Annotated in this window: 23 protein-coding genes; 12 read left to right on the top strand and 11 right to left on the bottom strand. The window is 38.2% G+C overall.

The genetic code is table 11. The features are described 5' to 3' along the window. Position 1: 1 nt before the first annotated feature. From gldD to mutY, 4 genes are all read right to left on the bottom strand, one after another. Positions 2-562 carry a gliding motility lipoprotein GldD gene (gene gldD, locus BUB91_RS01800; protein ID WP_128759285.1) on the bottom strand — a complete coding sequence of 187 codons (561 nt, stop codon included), beginning with the start codon at positions 560-562 and terminating at the stop codon, positions 2-4. A gap of 24 nt (positions 563-586) precedes the next feature. Then, complete coding sequence (locus BUB91_RS01795) at positions 587-1,915, bottom strand: gliding motility-associated protein GldE (protein WP_073096208.1); 1,329 nt, start codon at positions 1,913-1,915, stop codon at positions 587-589. Positions 1,916-1,939: 24 nt separating this feature from the next. After that, positions 1,940-2,407 carry a single-stranded DNA-binding protein gene (locus BUB91_RS01790; protein WP_073096206.1) on the bottom strand — a complete coding sequence of 156 codons (468 nt, stop codon included), beginning with the start codon at positions 2,405-2,407 and terminating at the stop codon, positions 1,940-1,942. A gap of 145 nt (positions 2,408-2,552) precedes the next feature. Next, entirely contained in the window at positions 2,553-3,644 is a 1,092-nt protein-coding gene (mutY, locus tag BUB91_RS01785; RefSeq protein ID WP_073096204.1) for an A/G-specific adenine glycosylase, read from the bottom strand. A gap of 128 nt (positions 3,645-3,772) precedes the next feature. Here mutY and BUB91_RS01780 point away from each other — a divergent pair, with 128 nt between their 5' ends. From BUB91_RS01780 to BUB91_RS01755, 6 genes are all read left to right on the top strand, one after another. Further along, complete coding sequence (locus tag BUB91_RS01780; RefSeq protein WP_028376886.1) at positions 3,773-4,069, top strand: HU family DNA-binding protein; 297 nt, start codon at positions 3,773-3,775, stop codon at positions 4,067-4,069. Positions 4,070-4,364: 295 nt separating this feature from the next. Beyond that, entirely contained in the window at positions 4,365-5,903 is a 1,539-nt protein-coding gene (locus tag BUB91_RS01775) for an Rne/Rng family ribonuclease (protein ID WP_073096202.1), read from the top strand. A gap of 470 nt (positions 5,904-6,373) precedes the next feature. Beyond that, positions 6,374-6,853, top strand: a complete 480-nt coding sequence (locus BUB91_RS01770) for a regulatory protein RecX (RefSeq protein WP_073096200.1) — start codon at positions 6,374-6,376, stop codon at positions 6,851-6,853. A 130-nt stretch (positions 6,854-6,983) separates the two neighbouring features. Then, positions 6,984-7,190, top strand: a complete 207-nt coding sequence (locus BUB91_RS01765; RefSeq protein ID WP_128759276.1) for a hypothetical protein — start codon at positions 6,984-6,986, stop codon at positions 7,188-7,190. 62 nt (positions 7,191-7,252) lie between these two features. After that, positions 7,253-8,032, top strand: a complete 780-nt coding sequence (locus BUB91_RS01760) for a GLPGLI family protein (RefSeq protein WP_073096196.1) — start codon at positions 7,253-7,255, stop codon at positions 8,030-8,032. Beyond that, positions 8,025-10,643: a peptidase associated/transthyretin-like domain-containing protein gene (locus BUB91_RS01755; protein WP_128759275.1), complete on the top strand. Its 2,619-nt coding sequence runs from the start codon at positions 8,025-8,027 to the stop codon at positions 10,641-10,643. The genes BUB91_RS01760 and BUB91_RS01755 overlap by 8 nt, the downstream gene beginning before the upstream one ends. Here BUB91_RS01755 and BUB91_RS01750 read toward each other — a convergent pair. The 3 genes from BUB91_RS01750 to BUB91_RS01740 form a co-directional block, all read right to left on the bottom strand. Further along, the gene (locus BUB91_RS01750; RefSeq protein WP_073096192.1) at positions 10,640-11,506 is read right to left on the bottom strand and encodes a cupin-like domain-containing protein; all 867 of its coding nucleotides are present in this window, start codon (positions 11,504-11,506) and stop codon (positions 10,640-10,642) included. The two genes, BUB91_RS01755 and BUB91_RS01750, sit on opposite strands and share 4 nt — an antisense overlap. A gap of 17 nt (positions 11,507-11,523) precedes the next feature. After that, entirely contained in the window at positions 11,524-12,603 is a 1,080-nt protein-coding gene (gene bioB / locus BUB91_RS01745) for a biotin synthase BioB (RefSeq protein ID WP_073096190.1), read from the bottom strand. A gap of 116 nt (positions 12,604-12,719) precedes the next feature. Further along, positions 12,720-13,937 carry a beta-ketoacyl synthase N-terminal-like domain-containing protein gene (locus BUB91_RS01740; RefSeq protein ID WP_073096188.1) on the bottom strand — a complete coding sequence of 406 codons (1,218 nt, stop codon included), beginning with the start codon at positions 13,935-13,937 and terminating at the stop codon, positions 12,720-12,722. 192 nt (positions 13,938-14,129) lie between these two features. Between BUB91_RS01740 and BUB91_RS01735 the strand changes: the two genes are divergently transcribed. Continuing rightward, positions 14,130-14,576, top strand: coding sequence for a cytochrome c oxidase assembly factor Coa1 family protein (locus tag BUB91_RS01735; protein WP_073096186.1), 447 nt, complete (start codon positions 14,130-14,132; stop codon positions 14,574-14,576). On the opposite strand, the gene bioA is transcribed toward BUB91_RS01735, so the two are convergent. From bioA to BUB91_RS01715, 4 genes are all read right to left on the bottom strand, one after another. Continuing rightward, on the bottom strand, positions 14,573-15,838 hold the full coding sequence (gene bioA, locus BUB91_RS01730) for an adenosylmethionine--8-amino-7-oxononanoate transaminase (protein ID WP_073096184.1): 1,266 nt from the start codon (positions 15,836-15,838) through the stop codon (positions 14,573-14,575). The genes BUB91_RS01735 and bioA overlap by 4 nt on opposite strands. A gap of 91 nt (positions 15,839-15,929) precedes the next feature. Further along, positions 15,930-16,214 carry a GIY-YIG nuclease family protein gene (locus tag BUB91_RS01725; protein WP_073096182.1) on the bottom strand — a complete coding sequence of 95 codons (285 nt, stop codon included), beginning with the start codon at positions 16,212-16,214 and terminating at the stop codon, positions 15,930-15,932. A 98-nt stretch (positions 16,215-16,312) separates the two neighbouring features. Next, a complete protein-coding gene (gene bioD, locus BUB91_RS01720) occupies positions 16,313-16,933 on the bottom strand; it encodes a dethiobiotin synthase (protein WP_073096180.1) in 621 nt (206 codons plus the stop codon). Between the two features lie 27 nt (positions 16,934-16,960). Then, a complete protein-coding gene (locus BUB91_RS01715; RefSeq protein WP_073096178.1) occupies positions 16,961-18,139 on the bottom strand; it encodes an aminotransferase class I/II-fold pyridoxal phosphate-dependent enzyme in 1,179 nt (392 codons plus the stop codon). Positions 18,140-18,355: 216 nt separating this feature from the next. On the opposite strand from BUB91_RS01715, the gene BUB91_RS01710 reads away from it, so the two are divergent. From BUB91_RS01710 to BUB91_RS01690, 5 genes are read left to right on the top strand one after another with little or no spacing between them, the layout of a single operon-like run. Further along, positions 18,356-18,871, top strand: a complete 516-nt coding sequence (locus BUB91_RS01710; RefSeq protein WP_073096176.1) for a DUF2975 domain-containing protein — start codon at positions 18,356-18,358, stop codon at positions 18,869-18,871. Between the two features lie 33 nt (positions 18,872-18,904). Beyond that, on the top strand, positions 18,905-19,396 hold the full coding sequence (locus BUB91_RS01705; protein ID WP_073096174.1) for a DUF2975 domain-containing protein: 492 nt from the start codon (positions 18,905-18,907) through the stop codon (positions 19,394-19,396). Positions 19,397-19,398: 2 nt separating this feature from the next. Then, on the top strand, positions 19,399-19,632 hold the full coding sequence (locus BUB91_RS01700; RefSeq protein WP_073096172.1) for a helix-turn-helix domain-containing protein: 234 nt from the start codon (positions 19,399-19,401) through the stop codon (positions 19,630-19,632). 55 nt (positions 19,633-19,687) lie between these two features. Continuing rightward, positions 19,688-21,460, top strand: coding sequence for a M61 family metallopeptidase (locus tag BUB91_RS01695; protein ID WP_073096170.1), 1,773 nt, complete (start codon positions 19,688-19,690; stop codon positions 21,458-21,460). Next, positions 21,442-22,143, top strand: a complete 702-nt coding sequence (locus tag BUB91_RS01690; RefSeq protein WP_073096168.1) for a cyclase family protein — start codon at positions 21,442-21,444, stop codon at positions 22,141-22,143. The genes BUB91_RS01695 and BUB91_RS01690 overlap by 19 nt, the downstream gene beginning before the upstream one ends. Positions 22,144-22,167: the final 24 nt, after the last annotated feature.

Below are 22,167 nucleotides of genomic sequence, written 5' to 3'. Positions count from 1 at the left end.
CTTATTTCTTCCAGCGCAGGCTTTCCATCAGATGACGGATGTCGTTTTTTAAATAAGCTGCTGCAGGCAAAATACTATCGTAGTTAGGCGTAACATTGAAGTAGATAGAACCGGTGATAAAATACGAGGTGCTGTCTGTAACATAAAACTGGGACTGAGAAGCTGCATTCCCGGCAACATCATAAAACATCCCGTACACGTTATGCTCAGGATTGATATACTTTTCTTCAGCTATATTATCTGCTTTAATCACGTGCTCGTAGGTAAGCTTTTGCGCATCGGTAAGCAATTGCTTGATGTTGCCATCCACATTTCGGTACGTGAGATACAACGCTCCATCCATTTCAGGATATTCTAAAATTGCAGAACAATCGCTTTTATAACGCACAACTGCTTTGGTGTTTTTCATAAACTCATACGGGCAGTTATCACTTCCGTAGGCTGTGTACTCAGGTGTATTATAATTGAGTGCTAAAAAAGCATTGGGCTTAGGCAGTACATCATCTTTACACGAGGCAAAACTCGTAAGCACTATAAAAAGCACGGTTGTAAAGCTGAAAATTTTCAATTGCAATTAGAATTTATGCTAGTCGATATCTTTGATCGTAAGCTTGATTTGTTTGATACGCTTTTGATCGATCACCTCAATAGTAAACGCGTAATGCTCAAAATTTAGTATCTCATTTTTCCGTGGAAATCCTTTTGAAATCTCAAGAAGAAAACCCGCCAAGGTCTCTGCCTCTCCTTTATTTTCTTCAAAAGCTGAGTTATCATCAAGCTTGATAACCTTGTAAAAATCTTTAAGAGAGGTTTTCCCTTCAAAAATATAATTGTTATCGTCTAGCTTAGAAAAGATAATATCTTCATCATCAAACTCATCACTGATATCGCCCACGATTTCTTCAATAATATCTTCCATAGAAATCAATCCACTCGTACCGCCATATTCATCAACAACAATTGCCAAATGATTACGCTTGTCTTTAAACTCGTTAAGCAGATCATCTAGCTTTTTATTTTCAGGCACAAAATAAGGATCACGTAGCAAGCTCGTCCACTTAAAATCCTCTTTATCTATATGCGGAAGTAAATCTTTTACATATAAGATTCCGACGATATTATCTATATTTTCAGTAAAAACTGGAATCCGAGAATACCCATTTTCAATAATTAATGGAATAATCCCTACATAGGAGAGCTCTTGGTTGAGCGCAAAAATATCCATTCTCGGCTTCATAACCTGCTTGGTATCAGTATTACCAAAGCTTACAATTCCCTTTAATATTTTTTGTTCTTCTACAGAAGTATCGTCTTCACTGGTAAGTTCTAAGGCTTGCCCCAACTGATCTATACTAATATTTGCTTTTTGCTTACCAAATTTATCTTGCAACAACAGCGTCACAGAACGCATAGGAATACTCAATGGCGAAATGATAAAATCTAAAACCAGCATTGGATACGCCATTTTCCCGGAAAATGCTACTTTATTCCTATTGGCATAAACTTTCGGTAAAATTTCACCGAACATCAAAATCAAGAAGGTAACCGCAACAACTTCTACCAGAAAACGCAGATTAATAATCCAGAACTGGTATTTCTCAAGACCGGCAAAGAGGCTTTCCCCCAGATTAGCAAAAATGAGAACAATAGCTATATTGATAAAGTTATTAGCTACGAGTATTGTTGCGAGTAGTTTTTTAGGCTTTTCAAGTAAGCGCACAACCAGATTTTGTTGTCTGGTCTGTTTCTCTACATCGAGTTCTAGATCTGATGGTGTTAGTGCAAAAAATGCGACTTCAGTACCACTTATAAGTGCCGAAAAAACTAATAAAATAAGAACGGCAATAATTTCTACAACCGAAGTTACAGAAAAACCTTGCTGGATAATTAATAAACTTGGGGGGTCAGGATCCAATGAAATTAATTTAGTTGGTAGGTATTAAAATGGTAAATCATCTTCCTCTTCATCATCGTAAGCAGGAGACACAGGAGACGGACTCGCCTTTGGAGCTGCTGGTGCAGCAGATTTTTGTGCAGGTTGCGCACTTTGCTGCGGCATTCCACTGGCATCTTTTGGTGTTAAGAATGTAAAATCTGTACACTGCACTTCTGTACTATACCGTTCTGTACCAGCCTCATCTTGCCACTTACGGGTTTTAATGCGTCCTTCTATATAGACTTTATCACCCTTTTTTAAATACTTTTCGCAAATTTCTGCACCTTTGTTACGCACCACAATATTGTGCCACTCGGTATTACTCACACGCTCACCGGTAGTTCTGTTTGTATACGTTTCATTTGTAGCAAGCGGAAAACGCCCTATCGCGCCACCACCCTCAAAATAGTGCATTTTTACATCATCACCCGTGTGCCCTATGAGCATTACTTTATTTAACGTACCCGACATATTCTCTATATTTTAAAGGTCAAAAGTAACTAAAATTAAGGAGTTGCTCAACTAAAAACAAGTTAACCCTCACATTAAAGAAACACGCAGCAGAACAGTTTTGTGGTAAATTAGATTAAGCCAAGCAGAGCCTCATTCAATCTAGCTAATTTGACACATAATCTTTATAATCAAAACTTTCCATAAAGCGATCTATCACACGAGGCACCGCATAATTCTCAAAATCTTCAAAAGAAACGGTTTTAAGACCTGATTTATTTTTCAGTTTTATTACCCAAAACTTAACGTGAAGCTTTTGATGTGACAGTTTATGAATGATGGGATTTTGTTGTTGCAAAATTATTTCAGTTACAAGAAGCTCTTTAAATACAACGGGGTCAGCATCACCAATAACCTTTAAATCTTTTACGCTTTCGCGGAAATCTTCTTCTAGCAAATCTGTTTCAGTCTCTAGTAACGGAAAATCAAACAGTCCGCGCCAGATCCCTTTATCTTCACGTTGCTTCAATACCGTTTCCCCTTCTTGAGTTACAAATAAGAGATAATTGAAAAAACGATTCTTCACTTTGATCTTTCCTTTCTTCACCGGGAGCTTATCGATTTTCCCTTGCTGAAAAGCCACACAATCCTCACTAAAAGGACAATGCAAACAATACGGATTTTTAGGCTTACACTGTGTAGCGCCAAATTCCATTATCGCCTGATTAAAATTTGCAGCATCGTCAGGATCCATTAAATTTTGAGCCAAAGCTTTAAATTCTTTTTTACCCGGCGTACTATCTATAGGAGTATCTACACCAAAAATCCGAGAAAGCACGCGATAAACATTACCATCTACTACAGCTGCCGCTTCATCAAAACAAATAGAGGCAATTGCACTTGCCGTATAATCTCCTACTCCTTTTAATTTCTTAATTTCAGAATACGTATCCGGGAATATTCCGTCTAGTTCATACGCGACTTTTTTTGCAGTCGCGTGCAAGTTACGTGCTCGGGAGTAATAGCCCAGTCCCTGCCACAATTTTAAAACTTCATCTTCATGAGCATCAGCTAGCGATTTTATGTCAGGAAATGCCTCCGTAAACTTAAAATAATAGGGTGTCCCCTGCTCAACTCGCGTTTGTTGAAGTATGATTTCTGATAGCCAAATGCGATACGGGTCATTTATTTGCCGCCAAGGCAACTCCCGTTTGTTTTGTAAATACCAGTGTATGAGTTTTTTATAAAAGTTTAACACAAAAAATACCTTTTGGTCAATTTATGCGTTTATCTAGTTATATTTTAATCTTTTACGTTTGAAATATTGATTTAATAATATGTATATTTGCACCCTTGAAAATTTTTAACCCCCTAAAATAACAAGTAATGACAAAAGCAGATATTGTTGCCAAAATTTCTGAAAAACTAGGAATTGAAAAAAACGATGTACAAGCAACTGTTGAAACTTTCATGACAGAGGTAAAAAACTCTTTAGAAAGCGGAGACAATGTTTACCTAAGAGGTTTTGGAAGTTTTATCATTAAGACACGTGCTGAAAAAACCGGCCGTAACATTTCTAAGAATACTACTATTAAGATACCTGCACATAACATTCCTGCTTTTAAACCTGCTAAGGTTTTTGTAGAAGGCGTTAAGTCTAACGTATCTGTAGACGAAAACTAACTATTAATTTTAAATTGAGCTCTTATGCCAAGTGGTAAGAAAAGAAAAAGACACAAGGTAGCGACGCACAAGCGTAAAAAACGCCGTCGTGCTAACCGTCACAAAAAGAAAAAGTAGTCTAGCACTACTTTTTCTGTTATTATACCGTTAGTATAATACACCGTTCATTGACATCTGGAGATATTCCCTACGGCTTTTAGGGAACTAATACCTCCTGCCGAAAACACAAAATCCTGTGAAAAAAAATGTTTAATCTTTTGTCCCGATTTTTGGGATGGATATAATTTAATGAAGCGTGAATAATGAATTAATAATTCGATCCAGTTCCACTTCAGTTGATTTTGCCCTTTTAAAAGATGGTAAACTAATAGAATTACATAAGGATGAGGAAGACAACCAGTTTAGCGTAGGCGATATTTTTATCGCTAAAATACGCAAGACGGTTTCTGGTCTTAACGCCGCATTTGTCAATGTTGGCTACGAGAAAGATGCATTTTTGCATTATCACGATTTAGGACCGCAGCTTCCCACACTTTTGAAATTTGTAAAACGTGTAAGCACAGGTAAATTAAAAGATTTTTCTTTAAAAAACTTTCCTGCAGACAAAGACATAGACAAAAATGGCAAAATAGCAGATGCTGTTAAATCCAACCAGTCTCTTCTTGTTCAAGTAGTTAAAGAACCTATTTCTACAAAAGGCCCCAGAATTAGCAGTGAGCTATCTATCGCCGGGAGATATGTAGTTCTCGTACCGTTTTCTGACCGTATTTCTATTTCTCAAAAAATAGAATCTAAAGAAGAAAAGGCGCGCCTTAAACGCTTGATGCAAAGTATACGCCCCAAAGGATTTGGAGTGATTGTACGTACTGTCGCTGAAGGAAAAATGGTTGCAGAACTAGACAAAGATCTACAAAACTTGGTGGACCGCTGGACCGCCATGTGTAAAAAATTACACAATGCTCATTTACCCAGTAAGGTTTTAGGCGAGATGAACAGAGCCTCTTCTATGTTAAGAGATCTCTTTAACGACACCTTCACAAACATCTGCGTAGATGATGAAACATTGTACTACCAAATCAAAGAATACCTGCAAGAGATTGCACCTAATAAAGAAAGTATCGTAAAACTATATCAAAACAACGTGCCTATATATGAAAAACACGGCATAGAGCGTCAAATAAAAACTTCATTTGGCAAGACCGTATCTATGAGTCGCGGTGCATATCTGGTAATAGAACACACAGAAGCACTACACGTAATAGATGTAAACAGCGGTAACCGCTCAAGTAAGGCCAAAAGCCAGGAAGAGACCGCATTAGAAGTTAACTTGATCGCTGCCACCGAGATCGCCAGACAATTGCGTCTGCGTGATATGGGAGGTATCATTGTTATAGACTTTATCGATATGGGTAAGGCCGAAAATCGTAAACAACTCTTCAATCACTTGCGTGATGAAATGAGTGATGACCGTGCCAAACACAAAATTTTACCCCCCAGTAAATTTGGTCTTATACAAATCACGCGTCAGCGTGTACGTCCCGAGATGAATATTAAAACCCGGGAAAAAGATCCTAATGGAGATGGTGAAATAGAAGCACCTATTAGTGTGGTAAATCGCATACAGGCAGATTTGATCAAACTATTCAAAAAAGACTATAAAAAGATCACGTTACATACGCACCCTTTTATAGCAGCCTTCTTGACAAAAGGCTTCCCTTCAGTACGTTCTAAATGGTTTTTAGAACACAAAAAATGGGTAAAAATAATGCCTAGAGATGCTTACACGTATCTCGAGTACCGTTTTACAGATAAAGACGGGAAAGAAATTAGATAACTGAAATAACCCTCATCGTACAAACGGTGGGGGTTTTTTATTGGTTGAAATTCTCTTTCGTAGTTCTTGTGCCATATTGCATTGCTTATTTTTTTGATATTTCATAACTCATAAATGCAGTGCAGTTTAGCCTCTCAACACCCACTCTATTTTTAATTTCGAGCCTAAAGGTTTTTTAATGAGTCCACAGTGAGTCCACACTCAATCCACAGTGCAACCACACTTTTCCACAAAAAGTGTGGTAAACCATAGATCCATTGTGGTATCATATTACTAATGCTATTGATTATCTATTTAGAATCCTTACCCCTTCTATAATTCAAACGACCAGGTTCTAAACCACACAGAAGCCTAACCTAGCTTAACGACTCAAAACATATAATGATTACTATGCCAGCACTCCGTTCCAATCACCACAAATTCGTATTTTTACCGAACTTCAAACAAAACTCTACCACTACAAGCCTATTTTGAATCAACAATACGTAAAAACCTATACCGTAGAAGATGCCAAGCGCAAGCTTGAAGCCTACTGTGCCTATCAGGACCGCTGTCATAAAGAGGTGCGCGAAAAACTGATTCAAATGCGTATGATTCCTGATGCGATAGATGCAATTGTATATCACTTATTACAGCATAAATTTCTAGATGAAGAACGCTTTGCCCGTAGTTTTGCCCGTGGAAAATTTCGACATAAAAAATGGGGCAAAAACCGTATTAAGCAAGAATTGAAACAACGCGAAATAGGCACCTACCTCATCAAAAAAGCCTTTACAGAAATTCAGGAAAATGAATATAGAAACACTTTTGACGATCTGGCACAAAAACGTTTTGACCAACTCACCGAAAAAGACAAATATAAAAAGCGCAAAAAATTAGCTGATTACTTAATGTATCGTGGCTGGCCGGGAGATTGGATTTACGAGAAGGCTAAAGAGCTGATACCCTAGTAAGTCTTCAAACGTTAAAGGTAAGTTAAAGTATTGAAATTCTCTCTCTCTCTCTCTCTTCATTTTAATAATTTAAGATAATATTAATCTTAAAAACATAATATTTATGAAAAAATTATTTTCACTAATTATGCTTGGTGTTTTCACCGCAGGCCTTAATGCTAATGCTGTATCTTCAAAAGGCGTTGCAGAGGATGATACGTTTAGTTGTTATGCAAGTGAACAAGTACCAGTTAATGCTGATTGTGACGGAGATGGGCGAATGGATTATGAGTTTATGGTTTGTCCTGAATATGCTGAGGATATGGCCCTTCAATTACTAGATTCTTGCGGATAAGATTTTATTTTTTTTAATGTTCAATCAGTCCCTCAATTTTTTGAGGGACTTAATATTTCTTTATGAGAATTTTGATTCAACTGATTTTTATTTTCTTTCTAATGACCTCTAAAACTTATCCGCAAACGGGTATTGTTTCCTTTGGAGAAATACAAAGTATGGGTATGGGTGGGTCATATGGTCAAGACTATAATGCGGTTCTTGTGTTTAATAAAAATAATTCTTTATTTATCACTCGTAAAGATTCCTTAGAAGGAGGGCATCTTAGGGAACACAAAAAATTCACAGATAGCAACGGAAAACTTCTTGCTATCAGCTCAGTAGTAACAAATCCAAAAGGGTTTTTGTACTATAATGACCTAAAATCAAAAACCCTCTATTCTCGAGATTTAGGCTTTAGTTATGTTGAGGATAATACAATCCGGTTCAATTGGAAAATTTTAGCAGAGACTAAAACTATTGGAGATTACACTGTACAAAAGGCTACTGCTTCTTTTAGGGGCAGGGATTATACCGCCTGGTTTACAACCAAGATCCCCCTTCCCTTCGGACCATGGAAACTTTCAGGATTGCCCGGTCTTATCTTAGAAGCTTACGATACCCATAAAGAAATTTACTGGTACTTTAAGAATATAGAATATCCGTCAAAACAAGAATATTTACTTAAAAAAATTAAGGCACCTAATAATGGCTGGATAACCTTCGAAGAATATCGAAAGGAACAGATTAAATCATTTTTAGATTCAAGAATGGCTGGCAGGATGGCAGCTGAAAATATAGGTGCTTCAGGCGGGGCAGACAAAGGTATGACGGGGTATATTGAAATTTTTAAAATTGATTAATAAGCAATCACTGATCATATTTCTTATTCTTTGGCAATTACCGCTTCAAGGCCAAATCACTTTATCAGGAAAAATTACTGAAACACCATCACAAAACCCTGTTAGTACAGCAAGTATTTTGATCAAACAAGATGCTAAAATTCTTGCTTACGCTTATACTTCAGATACCGGGAGCTATCAACTAGAAATCAATACTGCAAAACCTGAAGATTCGCTAATTATCGAAGTAAATAACCTGGGATATCAGGACCTGTCTCAGGTTTTTCGAGTTCCTGACGCTGCTTTTATTGTACTCGATTTTGAACTTCTTCCTCAGGTTGAAGAACTCAATACCGTTGTTTTAAGATCAGATGAAAAGATCAAGATCAATACCGATACCATTTCGTATAAAGTTTCGGCATTTACCAACGAAACCGAGCAAACCGTAGAGGATGTTCTTAAAAACATCCCGGGCATTGAGATTGACGATGATGGTAATATAAAGGCTCAGGGGAAAAACATTCAAAAAATACTGATAGAGGGTGATGATCTGGCAGACCGCAACTACAAAGTCATCTCAAAAAATCTGGATGCCAACGTGCTTGATCGTGTGGAGGTCATCAGCAACTATGATGAAAATCCCGTACTGAAGCAGTTCTTAAACAGCGAGACCGTTGTACTTAACCTCAAGCTAAAAGAAAAAGCAAAATCCATCTGGTTTGGTAATTTTAAAGGAGGGGCTGGTAATGATAAGCGCTATTTAGCAGACCTCAATCTGGGTCTCATAAGACCTGAAATAAAGCTATTAGAACTCGCCAATACCAACACAACAGGTAAACAGGCACATGACCAACGCTCAAATTATGTGTATGGGCAACAGGGTTTTAATGACTTTGATGAGGATTATGAGGCTGATTTCCCTGCTATTCTTAGTCTTTCCGGTAGTTCAATGCTTATTGATGCCCCTTTTTATGTGGCGAATAAAAGTATCAGCTCAAACCTTCTGGGCAATAAAACAATCTGGAAAAATACCAAATTGAGAAATTCGCTAGTTGTATCTCAGGATCGTTTAGATAAAAGTTATGAGCAGCAAACACGCTTTTTTTTAGCTGATGAAACGATTCAATTTTCAGAAAATAATCAGTTTGATTTTAAAAACACTAACCTTACTGAAGATTTAGAACTTCGCCACCCTATAGGTAAGAATAACTACATTACCTTACAGACTACTTTCTCTATATCTGGTAATCTAGCAGAGAATCGCCTTTTGTTCAATAATCAAAACCTAATCCTTCAGAACTTAATAACGGAGCAGAATTCGGGCGCAATTCACTTGCGTTACACCAAAAAAATAAAAAATGGAGCCTTGGCTCTTTATGCATTTAGCGGTCATGAAAACAGAACTCAGAATTTCAGTATTACACCCAACACGCTAGATACCATTCAAAGTAAAAATCTATTTACTACAACCAGCAACCTAAATAATTATCAGGGTTTTGAGAGCAATGTGATTTTTAAGATCAATGAATTCTCTTATAGTCTGGGAGGAGGCATAATCAACACAGCTCAGGATCTTGATTACAATTCACGAGTTGCTCAAAGCCCGGTAATCGATTCCCTGTCGGGCGAGACTACACTTAAAAGCACAGAGGCCTTTGCAAGAATTAAAGGGCAATATGCCTTGATTGCAGAAACCCTGTTCCTTTCTACAAAACTGGAATTAAAAAACATCAACTTTAATAACCAACTTACGGCAAGCAATTATCTCTTTTTCAATCCGAAAGTACGTTTACGCCTTACCAATAATCCCTTTGGTAGTTTCTCACTTTCCTATAACAGAAATACGGACCTCCCCGAACTCAATGATCTAACTCCAACGGCTTTAGTGTATAATTACCGAAGTCTAAAAAAAGGGCTTGAACATATAGAACCCTTACCTCGTAATCAATATGCCTTTTCCTACATTTTAAGCAAAAAGAAAAAACGAATCCTGATAGAAGCCGGCTTGGCTTATTCTGAATTTGAGCGAAACTTGAGTTCCATAAGTTCGCTAAGTGAAAATCTCAATAGTTCTCAATTAATTTATGCTCCCGGAAGTAGTCTCTTTACAGCACGAGCAGGCTTTACTACATATATAGCTCCCCTTAATATGTCATTCAAAATAGGTGTCAATCAATCTACCCTTAAGAATCCCTTGGTATTGAACGGCTCCTTTTTTGATGTAGAAAACAATAGCGAAAACTATTATTTTAGAGGAACAACGTATTGGCGCGGAGCCTTTAATTTCAAATTTACAGGAGGTCTCAATAGAAGCCGAAGCAATCTAGGAGCGGTATCTAATTCAAATACCATATACAATGCCGAAATCGAAACCATTGTAAAACTCTACGACCGTATTTTTGGGAATATCAAACTAGAAGGCTTTGTAGTTAATGATCAATTTTATGAAACCAGCAGTATTAATTTAGAATACCGCCCTAAGCAAAAAGACTATTTGTTTGGTTTTCAAGCCCAAAATTTATGGAATACAGAAATGTATACGTTTAGCTCCGTTTCAGACTATCAACGCAATGATTTAGTTTACACTTCAATACCTAGATACGCTATGCTGTATTTCAAATTGCGTTTTTAAACCGCCAACCCGTGCCTTTTATGAGTTTCTGCAATCGCGCGCTCATTTTTCTCATCAATCCATGCCTGCCCTTTTCTGCGACGCATCAGATTATCAAAATGGCGCATAATAAAAACGTTATAAACCGCTTTTAAGAGGTGCTTGGGCTTACGTGGCAATGCACGAAGACTCATACTAAAACCAGGCGTTAAATACTTCATATAATGCCAATAACCCTCTGGCATATACAAAGCCTCTCCGTGTTCTAAACTACAAACCAGACCTTCAGCCTTTTTCAATACCGGAAATTTATCAAAATCCGGATTATCAAAATCGATATCTTCTCTGGTTATGAGCGAATGCGGTACTTTATATAAGTTTTCGGTCTGATCTGGCGGAAATAAAATACACTGTTTTTTTCCGTGGAAATGAAAGTGCAAAATATTTGCCCAGTCAATATCATGGTGCATAAATACTTTAGAGTTTTCACCTCCAAAAAACACCATCGGAATTTGCTTAATAAGTCTTAAACCTATTTTAGGAAACTTAAAATCCTTCTTTAACGAAGGTACTTCCTTCATAATATTATACAGAAAAATACGGTAATTAGTAGGTTCACGCTTTAGCAAATCAACATAATCTGCCATTTTCATTTTAGCATGCGCCTGATTAAAACCATCTTCGTGTGTTACCGGGCGATCATCATACAAAGGCACTTCTTTATTACCGGCAATCTCTTTGATATAATCTAAACTCCACTTGTCATAAGCAGGCCAATCCCCTATAAGATTTTCGATTACAACCGGTTTTTGCGGCTTGAGGTAATTCTTAACAAACTCCTCTTTGGTAATATTCTTTACCCTATGTATTTCGGTAAGTTTCAAGTATGCTGTAAATTAAATTAAGCTTTTGCCTTTGCTTTAGCTTCTTCGTTACGCGGAATTGTGTGTCCTGGTCTTGACCATTTTGGCTTTTCACCTTTAGGCAAATGTTTAGACTCAGCAGCTTCAACTGTTTCTGGTTGTGACTTCTTGACAAAAGGAGCCTGCGGATTCAATCCAAGCATTTTAAACATTTCCATATCCTCATTTACATCAGGATTAGGAGTCGTCAACAACTTGTCTCCGGCAAAAATAGAGTTGGCTCCGGCAAAGAAACACATGGCTTGCCCTTCTCTGCTCATTTGCGTGCGTCCTGCACTCAGTCGCACTTGTGTTTGTGGCATTACAATACGCGTAGTTGCCACCATACGTACCATTTCCCAAATAGAAATAGGTTCAATATCTTCCATAGGTGTACCTTCAACTGCCACTAATGCATTAATAGGAACACTCTCTGGCTGCGGATCTAAAGTAGCAAGAGCTACTAGCATTCCGGCACGATCTTCCACTTTTTCTCCCATTCCTATAATTCCACCACTACAAACCGTAACGTTGGTCTTACGTACGTTCCCTATCGTATCTAAACGATCTTGAAAAGCACGGGTAGAAATCACATCTTTATAATAATCTTCTGAAGTATCTAAGTTGTGATTGTACGCATACAAACCAGCTTCTGCAAGACGTTGTGCCTGATTTTCGGTAATCATACCCAATGTGCAGCAAACCTCCATATCGAGTTTATTAATGGTTCGCACCATTTCTAAAACTTGATCAAATTCTTGACCGTCTTTTACATTTCTCCAGGCCGCTCCCATACACACGCGCGAACTTCCTGAAGCTTTTGCGCGTAAAGCCTGCGCTTTTACCTGCTGAACACCCATCAAATCATTGCCTTCTATATCAGTATGATATCGAGCGGCTTGCGGACAATACCCACAATCTTCAGGGCAGCCTCCTGTTTTTATAGAAAGTAAGGTCGAAACCTGAACCGTATTTGGGTCATGATATTCCCGGTGAACTGTAGCAGCTTCATAAAGCAACTCCATTAAAGGTTTATTGTATATATCGAGGATTTCCTCGCGGGTCCAATCGTGTTTCATGGGTCTTTTTTTAAATCTTTAGCAAAAAGATATTTTCTTCATTTTAGAAAAAGCAATTCTATATCGCCAGTAGCGGTTTCAAAAATACTAAATCTGATGTTTATAATTGCGAAAAACTAAGTTCTGGTAATCAAAATACTCACAGCATTTCCTCCAAAACCAACTGCATTTACTAATATAGTATTTAATTTTTTAGGTTGTGCCTGCTGCGAAATAAAAGGGACTTCTTCATATTCTCCGCTTTGCAGCATGCGCACAGCAGCCTCAAAACTGAGTAGGCCACTGGCACCAAAGGTGTGTCCTATTTTCCATTTATTAGTTGTTAATAACGGAAGATTTAAACCAAAAATTTTTTGAATGGCTTTATACTCTGTTTGATCTCCGGCAATTGTTCCCGGAGCATGCATCACAATCGCATCAACATTTTTAGTCATTTCCGCGAAGGTTAAGAGGGAACCTTTGCTTTTATCAATTTCTGCGAATGCGGAAATCCCATCATTTCCAGTTTCTCCAAAAGCATCTTCAATCGCCATCTTCATCGACTTTTGAAAACAGGTAGCTTCCGCAGAAATTGAAACCGCATGCTTCAGCTTTTCGGTAGCATAACCTACTCCGTTGATGTAAGCTAATGCATTTTCTTTTTTTCCGATTTCTAAACAAACCGCTGCCGCTCCTTCACCCAAAACCATCGTGTTTTCGGTCTTACCCAAATCTAATGCCAAACACGGAAATTCAGCATCAACAGAAGCTCTCGTATAGGTTTTGATAGCTTTCATTTGCGCAATGGTAAATGGCGTTAAAGCCGCTTCACTACCGCCTACTAAAAACTTTCTACACATCCCGGATTGCAACCACGCAACTCCATTAAGCACCGCGTGTAATGCGGTAGAACAGGTAATTGAATGAGAAATATCCGGGCCATTATTTTGTAAATCCTGAGCGACCCAAGATGAAATATTACCCAATGTTGTAGTGGGAGAAGCTAGGGTCTCACTTTTATCGGTTTCTAAAAATGCATCGTAATATTTTTCAAAAAGCTGAGTGGCTCCACGTGAGGAACCGATGTTTATTCCAAAATCAGAATTCGCATCCCAACCGGATTGTTTTACTGCTAATCGCGAAACATACATAGCGTATAAAACCGAAGCGTCTAAAGCCTGATAATTACGATTTTCATCACGCATAGCTTCAATTTCAGCTAAGGTTTTTTCAGGAAGTTTTCCTACCCAGGCTTCTAATTTATCATCAAAACATAAAGCATGAGATCCCACAGATGTATTACTTTCTTCTGCTGAAATTGCTGAAATTCCGGTTATAGAAATAGGTTGTTTCAAATTTATTTTTTTGATTTCTAATTCAGTAGAACACTTAAAAAAACACGTCTTAAAAGACTTTCTTTTCTAAGACAATCTCTTAACATCAAAATCTATTTTATCAAGCAAAATTAATATTTCGGTAACGGACAAAATCTTAAATATGCATCTTTATCCAGAAAATTCTTAGCTTCACAGTTCAAAAATCAAACAATGAACGAATTAGAAAACGAAGAACGCAGCTGGTGGTCCCGCAACTGGAAATGGGTAGTCCCTGTAGGCGGTTGCTTTACCGTAATTCTCCTAGGAATCATCTTAATTGGCGGAGCTTTTTTCAGCTTTTTTAGTGCTGTAAAATCTGGATCTGGTGGAGATGAAGCTTTTGAACTTGTACAAAACAATGCTAAAGTAATCGAAGCCCTAGGTGAACCTATTGAGAAAAGAACTTTTGGCTCTAACTACAATGTAAAATACAACAACGGCCACAAAACTTCTGAAGCAACGATACCGATTAAAGGCCCAAATGGTGAAGCTACACTTACTGTAAAAACTTCCGGAAGCGACGATGATACGGTTTATGAGGTTTTTGAAATCTACATTGATGAAACTGGAGAAACCATTGATCTGAGGGAAAATCAATTGGGTCAGGGAGATTATTAAAACGTATCCAACACTTTCCTAATAGCCCTATAAATTTTTTCCACTTGTGCTTTTGTAGTAATGTATGGTGCCAGAATATAAATGGTCGCGCCCAAAGGTCGCAAATACACACCTTCTGCCATACAAAACTCATAGATTTTATATCTAAGATCGCCATAACGCTCCATCTCAATGGCCAATTCTAGCGCAAAAATCACACCTTGCTGACGCGTCACACGCACTTTGGGATGTTTTGCTATTTCTTCTGCAAACTGCTGGTGCCAGCTTTCTATCTGTTTAATATTTGATTGAATTTCTTCAGACTGTAGCAATTCTATCCCGGCAATGGCGGTTGCACAGGCAATAGGATTAGCCGAATACGTATGCGCGTGAAATAAGCCTTTACCAATATCATCGTCATAAAATGCATCGTAAATTTCCTGCGTACAAGTCGTGATTCCCATAGGAACCAAACCGGCAGTAAGTGCTTTTGACAAGCACATCACATCGGGTTTTACAGCAACATGGTCTGAAGCAAAAAAGCTTCCGGTTTTACCAAATCCCGTCATCACTTCATCTGCAACACAAATAATCCCAAGTTCTTTACACTTTTGCAAAATAGGTTCTAAATGTGCTGCCTGATACATTTTCATTCCGGCAGCGCCTTGTACGAGCGGCTCATAGATAAATCCGGCTAACGGCGTTTCGGCGTGAAAAGATTCTATAGCTTTTAAAATTGCTGTTTCATTTTCACCGTTAGGCAACGGGATGCGTTTTACATCTATAAAAAACTCCTCGAACGGACCGTTATAAACCGACAAGCCACTTACAGACATTGCGCCTAATGTATCACCATGGAAACCTTCTTCAAAAGCCAGAAGTGTCTTGCGCGTTTGGCCTTTGTTGTGGTGAAACTGCAATGCCATTTTAATCCCGATCTCCGTAGACGTAGAACCATTATCGTTAAACATCAACTTCTGTTGATTTTCAGGAAGAATCGCTATTAATTTTTCTGAAAGCTCAACAGCGGGCTCGTGGGTAAATCCGCTAAAAATAACCTGATCCAATTGCTGCATTTGTTGGTGCGCACGTTCAATGATAAAATCATTGCAATGCCCATACATCGCCGTATACCAGGATGAAATCGCATCTACATATTCTCTCCCATCTTCATCATACAACAAAGCACCTTTTGCCTTAACAATCGGTTTCGATTCCGGATGCAATTTGTGCTGCGTTAACGGATGCCAGATGTGTTTTTTATCGCGTTCGGTTAGATTCAAAATTCAAAGTTTAAAATTCGTATATGCCTGCGTTTTATTTATTCGGCGTCATGCTGAACTTGTTTCAGCATCGCATCTGAGATAGAGGTACCTACTCAAAAATATTTAAGGTTTGAAGTGTTGGATTCTTCTCCTTAATCAAATTTAATTTCCAACTCTTTCTCCAGTTTTTCAATTGCTTTTCTCTTAAAATTGCTTGGTCAATGCTTGTAAATTGTTCAAAATAGATTAAGTCATGTAGATTGTATTTCGAAGTAAATTTAGACCCTTTATTCTCTAGATGATCTAACACACGCTGCTTTAAGTCTGAGGTCACACCAATATAAAAAGTTGTTCTATAAGAATTCGTTACTATATAAACATAACTATTTTGCATAGCTTCAAACTTTGTTTATAACTTAAAAATCAAGACCCAATTCTAAAACCTAGCTTGTGAGACCCTGAAACAAGTTCAGGGTGACGACAAACCTTTTTCTAGAGCAAACTCTCCTTCAAAAGTTCAGCATATTCTTTCACTACCATTTTATCAAAATACGGCTCTTCATCGATTCGACCTAAAATGCGAACTCCGCTCATTTTTGCAATGACCGATTCGGTTGTGGAATGCTCTTCGCCGCTAAAAAGGATTCCGTGAATGGCTTTACCTGCCTGTTTAAGCTTATCTATAGTAAGTAAGGTGTGATTGATGCTCCCCAGATAATGACGAGAAACCACGATCACTTTATCTTCCGGCTGAATCAAATCTAATATGGTTTCCTCTTCACTTATAGGGACCAGCAGTCCGCCTGCTCCTTCAATAACCAAATGATTATCGGTTTCTGGTCTTTGTATTGCTGAAGTTTTAATAGAAACCCCATCAATAGCTGCAGCTGCGTGTGGACTCATCGGTGTTTGTAAACTGAAGGCATTTTCAAAAAAATGCGTTTTAGTATTACTGATAAACCGCTTAACCTTATGGGTATCAGAATCGTCTAAATCACCCGCTTGAATAGGCTTCCAGTAATCGGCTTCTAAAGCTTCGGTAACTATTGCCGAAGCTACTGTTTTTCCTACTTCGGTAGAAATACCGGTTATAAAAAAAGTCTGTTTTTTCATAGTGCTTGCAAAGGTACTACTGCAAGTTTAATCTGTAGAGAATCCCTTTAAAGATTTTGCAAGAAGCTCAAGTACGGTTTCTATTTCGCTTTGGGTATTGTAACTGTGCAGACAAAAGCGCAAACGCTCCTCACCAGCCGGAACGGTTGGAGACAAAATGGCTTTTACATCAAAACCAGCATCACTAAGCTCTTGAGCAATTGCTTTTACCTGCACATTACCAGGAATAACCGCAGAATGAATAGCAGAATCACTGGAAATAAAATAGCTCTGAAGTTTTTTTTCTTTGATTTCTTTACGGAAATATTGAATGTTTTCGTTGAGCTTAATTAAATCTGATTGTGGCTTCTTTGCTTCACGCGCTGCATGGTCATAAGAAGCTAAGATAGTTGCTACACTATGCGGAGAAAGAGCCGTTGTATAAATTAAGCTCCGTGCAAAATTAACGAGATATTCTTTTAAATCGGTTGAACCTAAAATTGCAGCACCATGGCAACCCGTTGCTTTCCCAAAAGTTACCAACCTCGTAACGCGCTGCCCGAGTCCCAGACAATCAATCAAACCAGTCCCAAAAACGCCAACAGCATGGGCTTCATCAACTATAAAATTTGCATTATATTTTTCGCATAAATCGACCATTGTATTGAGATCTGGAGTATCGCCATCCATTGAGAAAACCGATTCGGTGACGATGTAAATAACTGAATTGTCATGCTGAACTTGCTTCAGCATCTCATCATGTTTAGCTAAGAGCCGCTCAAGATCTTCCAAATCATTATGCTTGAATTTATAAGCCTTTGCGTGACTCATTTGAATACCGTCACGAATGCTGGCATGAATATATTCATCATACAAAATCACATCACCCCGCTGGGGCACGCTGCTGAAAAAACCCACATTGGCATCATATCCTGAGTTAAAAATAAGTGCAGCTTCTACCTGATGGGTTTTAGCAATAAAATCTTCGATAATAGCATACAACTTGTGATTACCCGATAGCAAACGAGAACCGGTTGCACCGTTATACTCCAAATTATGTGTTTTGAGGATTTCACCTGCGCGGAAGAAAATAGCTTGATTTTTAGCGAAACCCAGATAGTCGTTTGAGGAAAAATCTACCAAACCTTCAACGGATGTCTTCAGTTTCCGTAAAGCCTTGTTTTGCTTACGCTGCTCTAGTTTATGCTGTAGTTTTTTAGGTAACATGATGGCAAAGATACAGCTTGACAAGAAACAAAAAAACGAAATAAAATTATTGTTTTTCAATAATTAATCTATATTTGTTATCGTAAAACGATATTATTTAAATTATGAAAACTAAAAAAACACTACTTGCTCTGGCTATTTCGCTGGTTGTTATTTTAGGAGCGATGGCTCTAATTGCAGATGAAATCAGCATTGGTGTAACTCATTATTAAAACTATGAATCTCAACACCTTCTTTAAGCGCCTTATCGATCTGGCTTTTTACCTGATGGTACCAATTGTGGTATTCTTTCCGGGGACCATCCTGTATGTTTTGATGTTCCCGGAACAGACGATAATTAACGTAAACATACCCTACGTCGAAAATGGTTTTAGCGGCAAGGCCTTGTTGTTTAGTATGGGATTCTTTGCCTTGTTCCTGCTATTTTTTGCTGGACTTTATCAAATGCGCAAGTTTGCCGGTTTATTGCTTAAAAACAAGCTGTTTTCGCAGGAAGTGGTCAAGCGCACACACAAAACCGGAACCTTCTTTACGGCCTGTGCTTTAGGCTCTCTTATTTTTATCGGTATAAATTCGCTATTTTCTTATGAGGGTAAAATCAGCGTAACTTTTGGCTCGTCTAATTTCAATTTGCTTTTATTTCTGCTGATTGTAGGTGTACTGTTTTTATTACTCAGTGACGCTTTCAAAAAAGCTTTAGCCATAAAAGAAGAAAACGATTTAACGGTATAATCCATATACATCAATCTTAATCAATACACAATTATGAATCTTGGTAAATTATTCAAAGTTTTACTTGATATATTATTTTATATAATTGCTCTTATTACTATATATCAGGTTATAATAACTGTTTTCTCAAATGTTATACCGGAAATTCTAAAATCTGAAACAACTAATTCGATCACTTACGAAATTTCTTTCATCATTTTCCTTTTATTCCTAACATTTATACTTTACCAATTTCGCAAGTTTGGCAGTATAATAAGAGACAATAGACTTTTTTCAAATGAAGCTATTTTTAAAAGTAAAAATATTGGAATTCTATTTAATATCTTAGGGATTATAATTGTCTTAAGTCGAACCATAGATAAACTCGACAACTTAGATTTTCTTCAAATAATTTCTATCTTATTTATTCCCAATCTATTAATACTCGGCATTCCCTGTTTTGTAGTTGGTATTTTCTTTCTTCTACTAAGCGATGGTTTCAAAAAAGCTTTAGCCTTAAAAGAAGAAAATGATTTAACCGTCTAGCTATGCCCATCATCATCAACTTAGATCAGGTATTGGCAGATCGCAATATGAAGAGCAAAGAACTCGCGGAAATCGTGGGCATCACCGAAGCCAATCTTTCCATCTTAAAATCGGGCAAAGCCAAAGCGGTACGATTTTCAACTCTGGAAGCGATCTGTGAAGCTTTAGACTGTCAGCCGGGGGATATTTTGGCTTTTTCCTCCCCTAACCCCTCACAAGGAGGGGAAAGTAATTAAGAGGTTTTAAAAGGAGTGATATCCTTATCTTTACTTTTTAAAGACCTTATTATTTATGAAACTCTGGATTACCTTTCTTCTTATCAGCCTTTCTCTTCAGGCTCAAACCAATTTTTACGAAATCTCATTTGACAACGCCGTGCACCACGAGGCTGTGGTACAGGTGACTTTTCCGCATATTAAATCAAACACGTTGCGCGTGCAGATGAGTCGGTCTTCTCCGGGGCGCTATGCGATTCACGAGTTTGCCAAAAACGTTTACGGTTTAAAAGCCACAAACGGAGCCGGAGAACCGCTTGAGGTCCAACGCGACGATCCCTATAGCTGGATCATCAGCAATACAGACGGAACCATCAATGTGGAATATATTCTGTTTGCCAACCGGGGCGGCGGCACCTATTCTCAGGTTGACCTTACCCATGCCCACCTGAATATGCCGGCAACCTTTATGTATGCCGAAGACTTACAGGAACGCCCCATCAAAATCACATTCAACGCCCGCAAGGACCTGGGCTGGAAAGTAGCAACCCAGCTTAAACACGAGGAAGGGAATACGTTTTATGCGCCTAATCTGTATTATTTTATGGACAGCCCCACCGAAATAAGCAACTTTAAAGAGCGGAAATTTATAGTAGGCAGACAAACGATAAAATTTGTATTGCACGACCCGGGTACTGAAGCCGAGTTTGATGCATACTGGGATAAAGTTCAAAAAATTGTTTTGCAGGAAGAAGCCGTTTTTGGCGAATTGCCTAAATACGATTATGGTATCTATACGTTTCTAGCGTGCTATATGCCGAATGTTTCCGGTGACGGAATGGAGCACCGCAATAGTACGATTCTAACCGATACCGAAACACTCGCTAATGGCGGAATGAAAGGCAACATCGGCACCGTTTCGCACGAATTTTTTCACAGCTGGAATGTGGAGCGCATTCGTCCGGCTGATTTAGAGCCTTTTCGTTTTGATAAAGCCAATATGAGCAACTCGCTCTGGTTTGCTGAAGGATTCACCAGTTACTATACCAATCTTATTTTAGAACGTGCAGGAATTATCACTGCAGAAGATTATATAAAAGGCCTTAACGGTACTTTTAATTATGTTTGGAATTCACCAGCTTTGCAATACTTCAACCCCATCGAGATGAGTAATCAGGCTCCTTTTGTAGATGCTGCTACTGCTGTAGATCCTGTAAATCATGAGAATATGTTTATCTCCTATTATTCCTACGGAAGCGTTTTAGGCCTAGCTTTAGATCTCAGCTTACGCCAAAATGATTTAAATCTGGACGATTTTATGCAGTTGATGTGGAAACGCTTCGGAAAAACTGAAGTTGCTTATACTGTTGAAGATATCGAAAATACCTTAAGCGCATATGCCGGTACAGATTTCGCTGAAAATTTCTTTCAGCAATACATCTACAAGAGTGAGATGCCAGATTATAATACACTCTTAAAGCAAGTGGGGCTTACACTCAACCAAGCTGCAGAGAAGGCTTATTTTGGCACATCTTTAAAAGAGACGGAAACCGGGTTAGAAATCTCCAGAAACACGTTTAGAGGCAGTCCGGCATATGCAGCAGGTCTGGACAAAGGTGATCTAATTACAAGCATAGACGGAACCGTAATGGATTCAAAAGAGGCATTCAATGCGTTACTAGCTGATAAATCTATAAACGACATCCTCGAAGTAATTTTTATTCGTTTTGGAAACGAAAAGAAAACTACGGTTCGTTTAGCAACAGACCCAACGTATAGCATTGATTTTTCAGAAAAAAATAAAAAAGAAGCATTAAAAGCGAGAGAAGCATGGTTGGCAAAGAAATAATAGATCTTAGCCAGGAAATATATGACGGCATGCCGGTTTATAAAAGCTTGCCTGCTGTCTCTATGGAGGTTTATGCTACGCACGAGCAGTGGGATGGTGATGAGAACCCCACAACACAAACGCCAAGCGTTTACAAGCTATCCATGGGAGAGCATACCGGTACTCACGTAGACGCACTCAATCATATGGATCGTAAAAATATAGGGCAGTCTATAGACAAGATGCCACTCTCTATATTTTTTACTGAAGGAATATGTCTTGATTTTTCGCATAAAAAACTTCAAGAATTAATTACTGCTGAAGAAATTAAACAAGCCTGCAAAATTGCTGATATAACTATCAAAAAAGGAGACACTGTACTCCTTTATACCGATCATTATCGAAACCATTTCAATACCGAAAACTGGAACAAAGGACCAGGTCTAACTGCTGAAGCTGCTCGGTATTTAGGTGATTTAAAAATTGCTGCTTTTGGTGTGGAAACCATGTCTCCCGGTGTACCTAAAATTTCAAATACCGAGGTGCATAAAATTTGCGGAGAACTTGGCTTTACGCATTATGAAAATATGGTTAATCTTTACAAGCTGTTAGGTCGCGGAAGGTTTCAGTTTATTGCACTTCCTTTAAAGATAAAGGGCGGTACCGGATCTCCGGTACGGGCAGTCGCGGTGTTTGAACAATAAAAACATTACTTGTTTACACACGCA

Source organism: Leeuwenhoekiella marinoflava DSM 3653 (assembly GCF_900129005.1).
In the GTDB taxonomy this organism is placed as follows: Bacteria; Bacteroidota; Bacteroidia; order Flavobacteriales; family Flavobacteriaceae; genus Leeuwenhoekiella; species Leeuwenhoekiella marinoflava.
The sequence above is the reverse complement of the archived record's forward strand: the minus strand, read 5'-3'. Positions and strand labels throughout refer to the sequence as shown.

Coding starts and splice junctions, on each gene's coding strand:
- BUB91_RS01780 (WP_028376886.1), top strand. CDS start 3,773: ATGACAAAAGCAGATATTGTTGCCAAAATTTCTGAAAAACTAGGAATT.
- BUB91_RS01690 (WP_073096168.1), top strand. CDS start 21,442: ATGGTTGGCAAAGAAATAATAGATCTTAGCCAGGAAATATATGACGGC.
- BUB91_RS01790 (WP_073096206.1), bottom strand. CDS start 2,407: ATGTCGGGTACGTTAAATAAAGTAATGCTCATAGGGCACACGGGTGAT.
- BUB91_RS01715 (WP_073096178.1), bottom strand. CDS start 18,139: ATGTTACCTAAAAAACTACAGCATAAACTAGAGCAGCGTAAGCAAAAC.
- BUB91_RS01725 (WP_073096182.1), bottom strand. CDS start 16,214: ATGCAAAATAGTTATGTTTATATAGTAACGAATTCTTATAGAACAACT.
- BUB91_RS01710 (WP_073096176.1), top strand. CDS start 18,356: ATGAATCTCAACACCTTCTTTAAGCGCCTTATCGATCTGGCTTTTTAC.
- BUB91_RS01765 (WP_128759276.1), top strand. CDS start 6,984: ATGCTTGGTGTTTTCACCGCAGGCCTTAATGCTAATGCTGTATCTTCA.
- BUB91_RS01695 (WP_073096170.1), top strand. CDS start 19,688: ATGAAACTCTGGATTACCTTTCTTCTTATCAGCCTTTCTCTTCAGGCT.
- BUB91_RS01700 (WP_073096172.1), top strand. CDS start 19,399: ATGCCCATCATCATCAACTTAGATCAGGTATTGGCAGATCGCAATATG.
- bioD (WP_073096180.1), bottom strand. CDS start 16,933: ATGAAAAAACAGACTTTTTTTATAACCGGTATTTCTACCGAAGTAGGA.
- BUB91_RS01735 (WP_073096186.1), top strand. CDS start 14,130: ATGAACGAATTAGAAAACGAAGAACGCAGCTGGTGGTCCCGCAACTGG.
- bioB (WP_073096190.1), bottom strand. CDS start 12,603: ATGAAACACGATTGGACCCGCGAGGAAATCCTCGATATATACAATAAA.
- BUB91_RS01705 (WP_073096174.1), top strand. CDS start 18,905: ATGAATCTTGGTAAATTATTCAAAGTTTTACTTGATATATTATTTTAT.
- BUB91_RS01760 (WP_073096196.1), top strand. CDS start 7,253: ATGAGAATTTTGATTCAACTGATTTTTATTTTCTTTCTAATGACCTCT.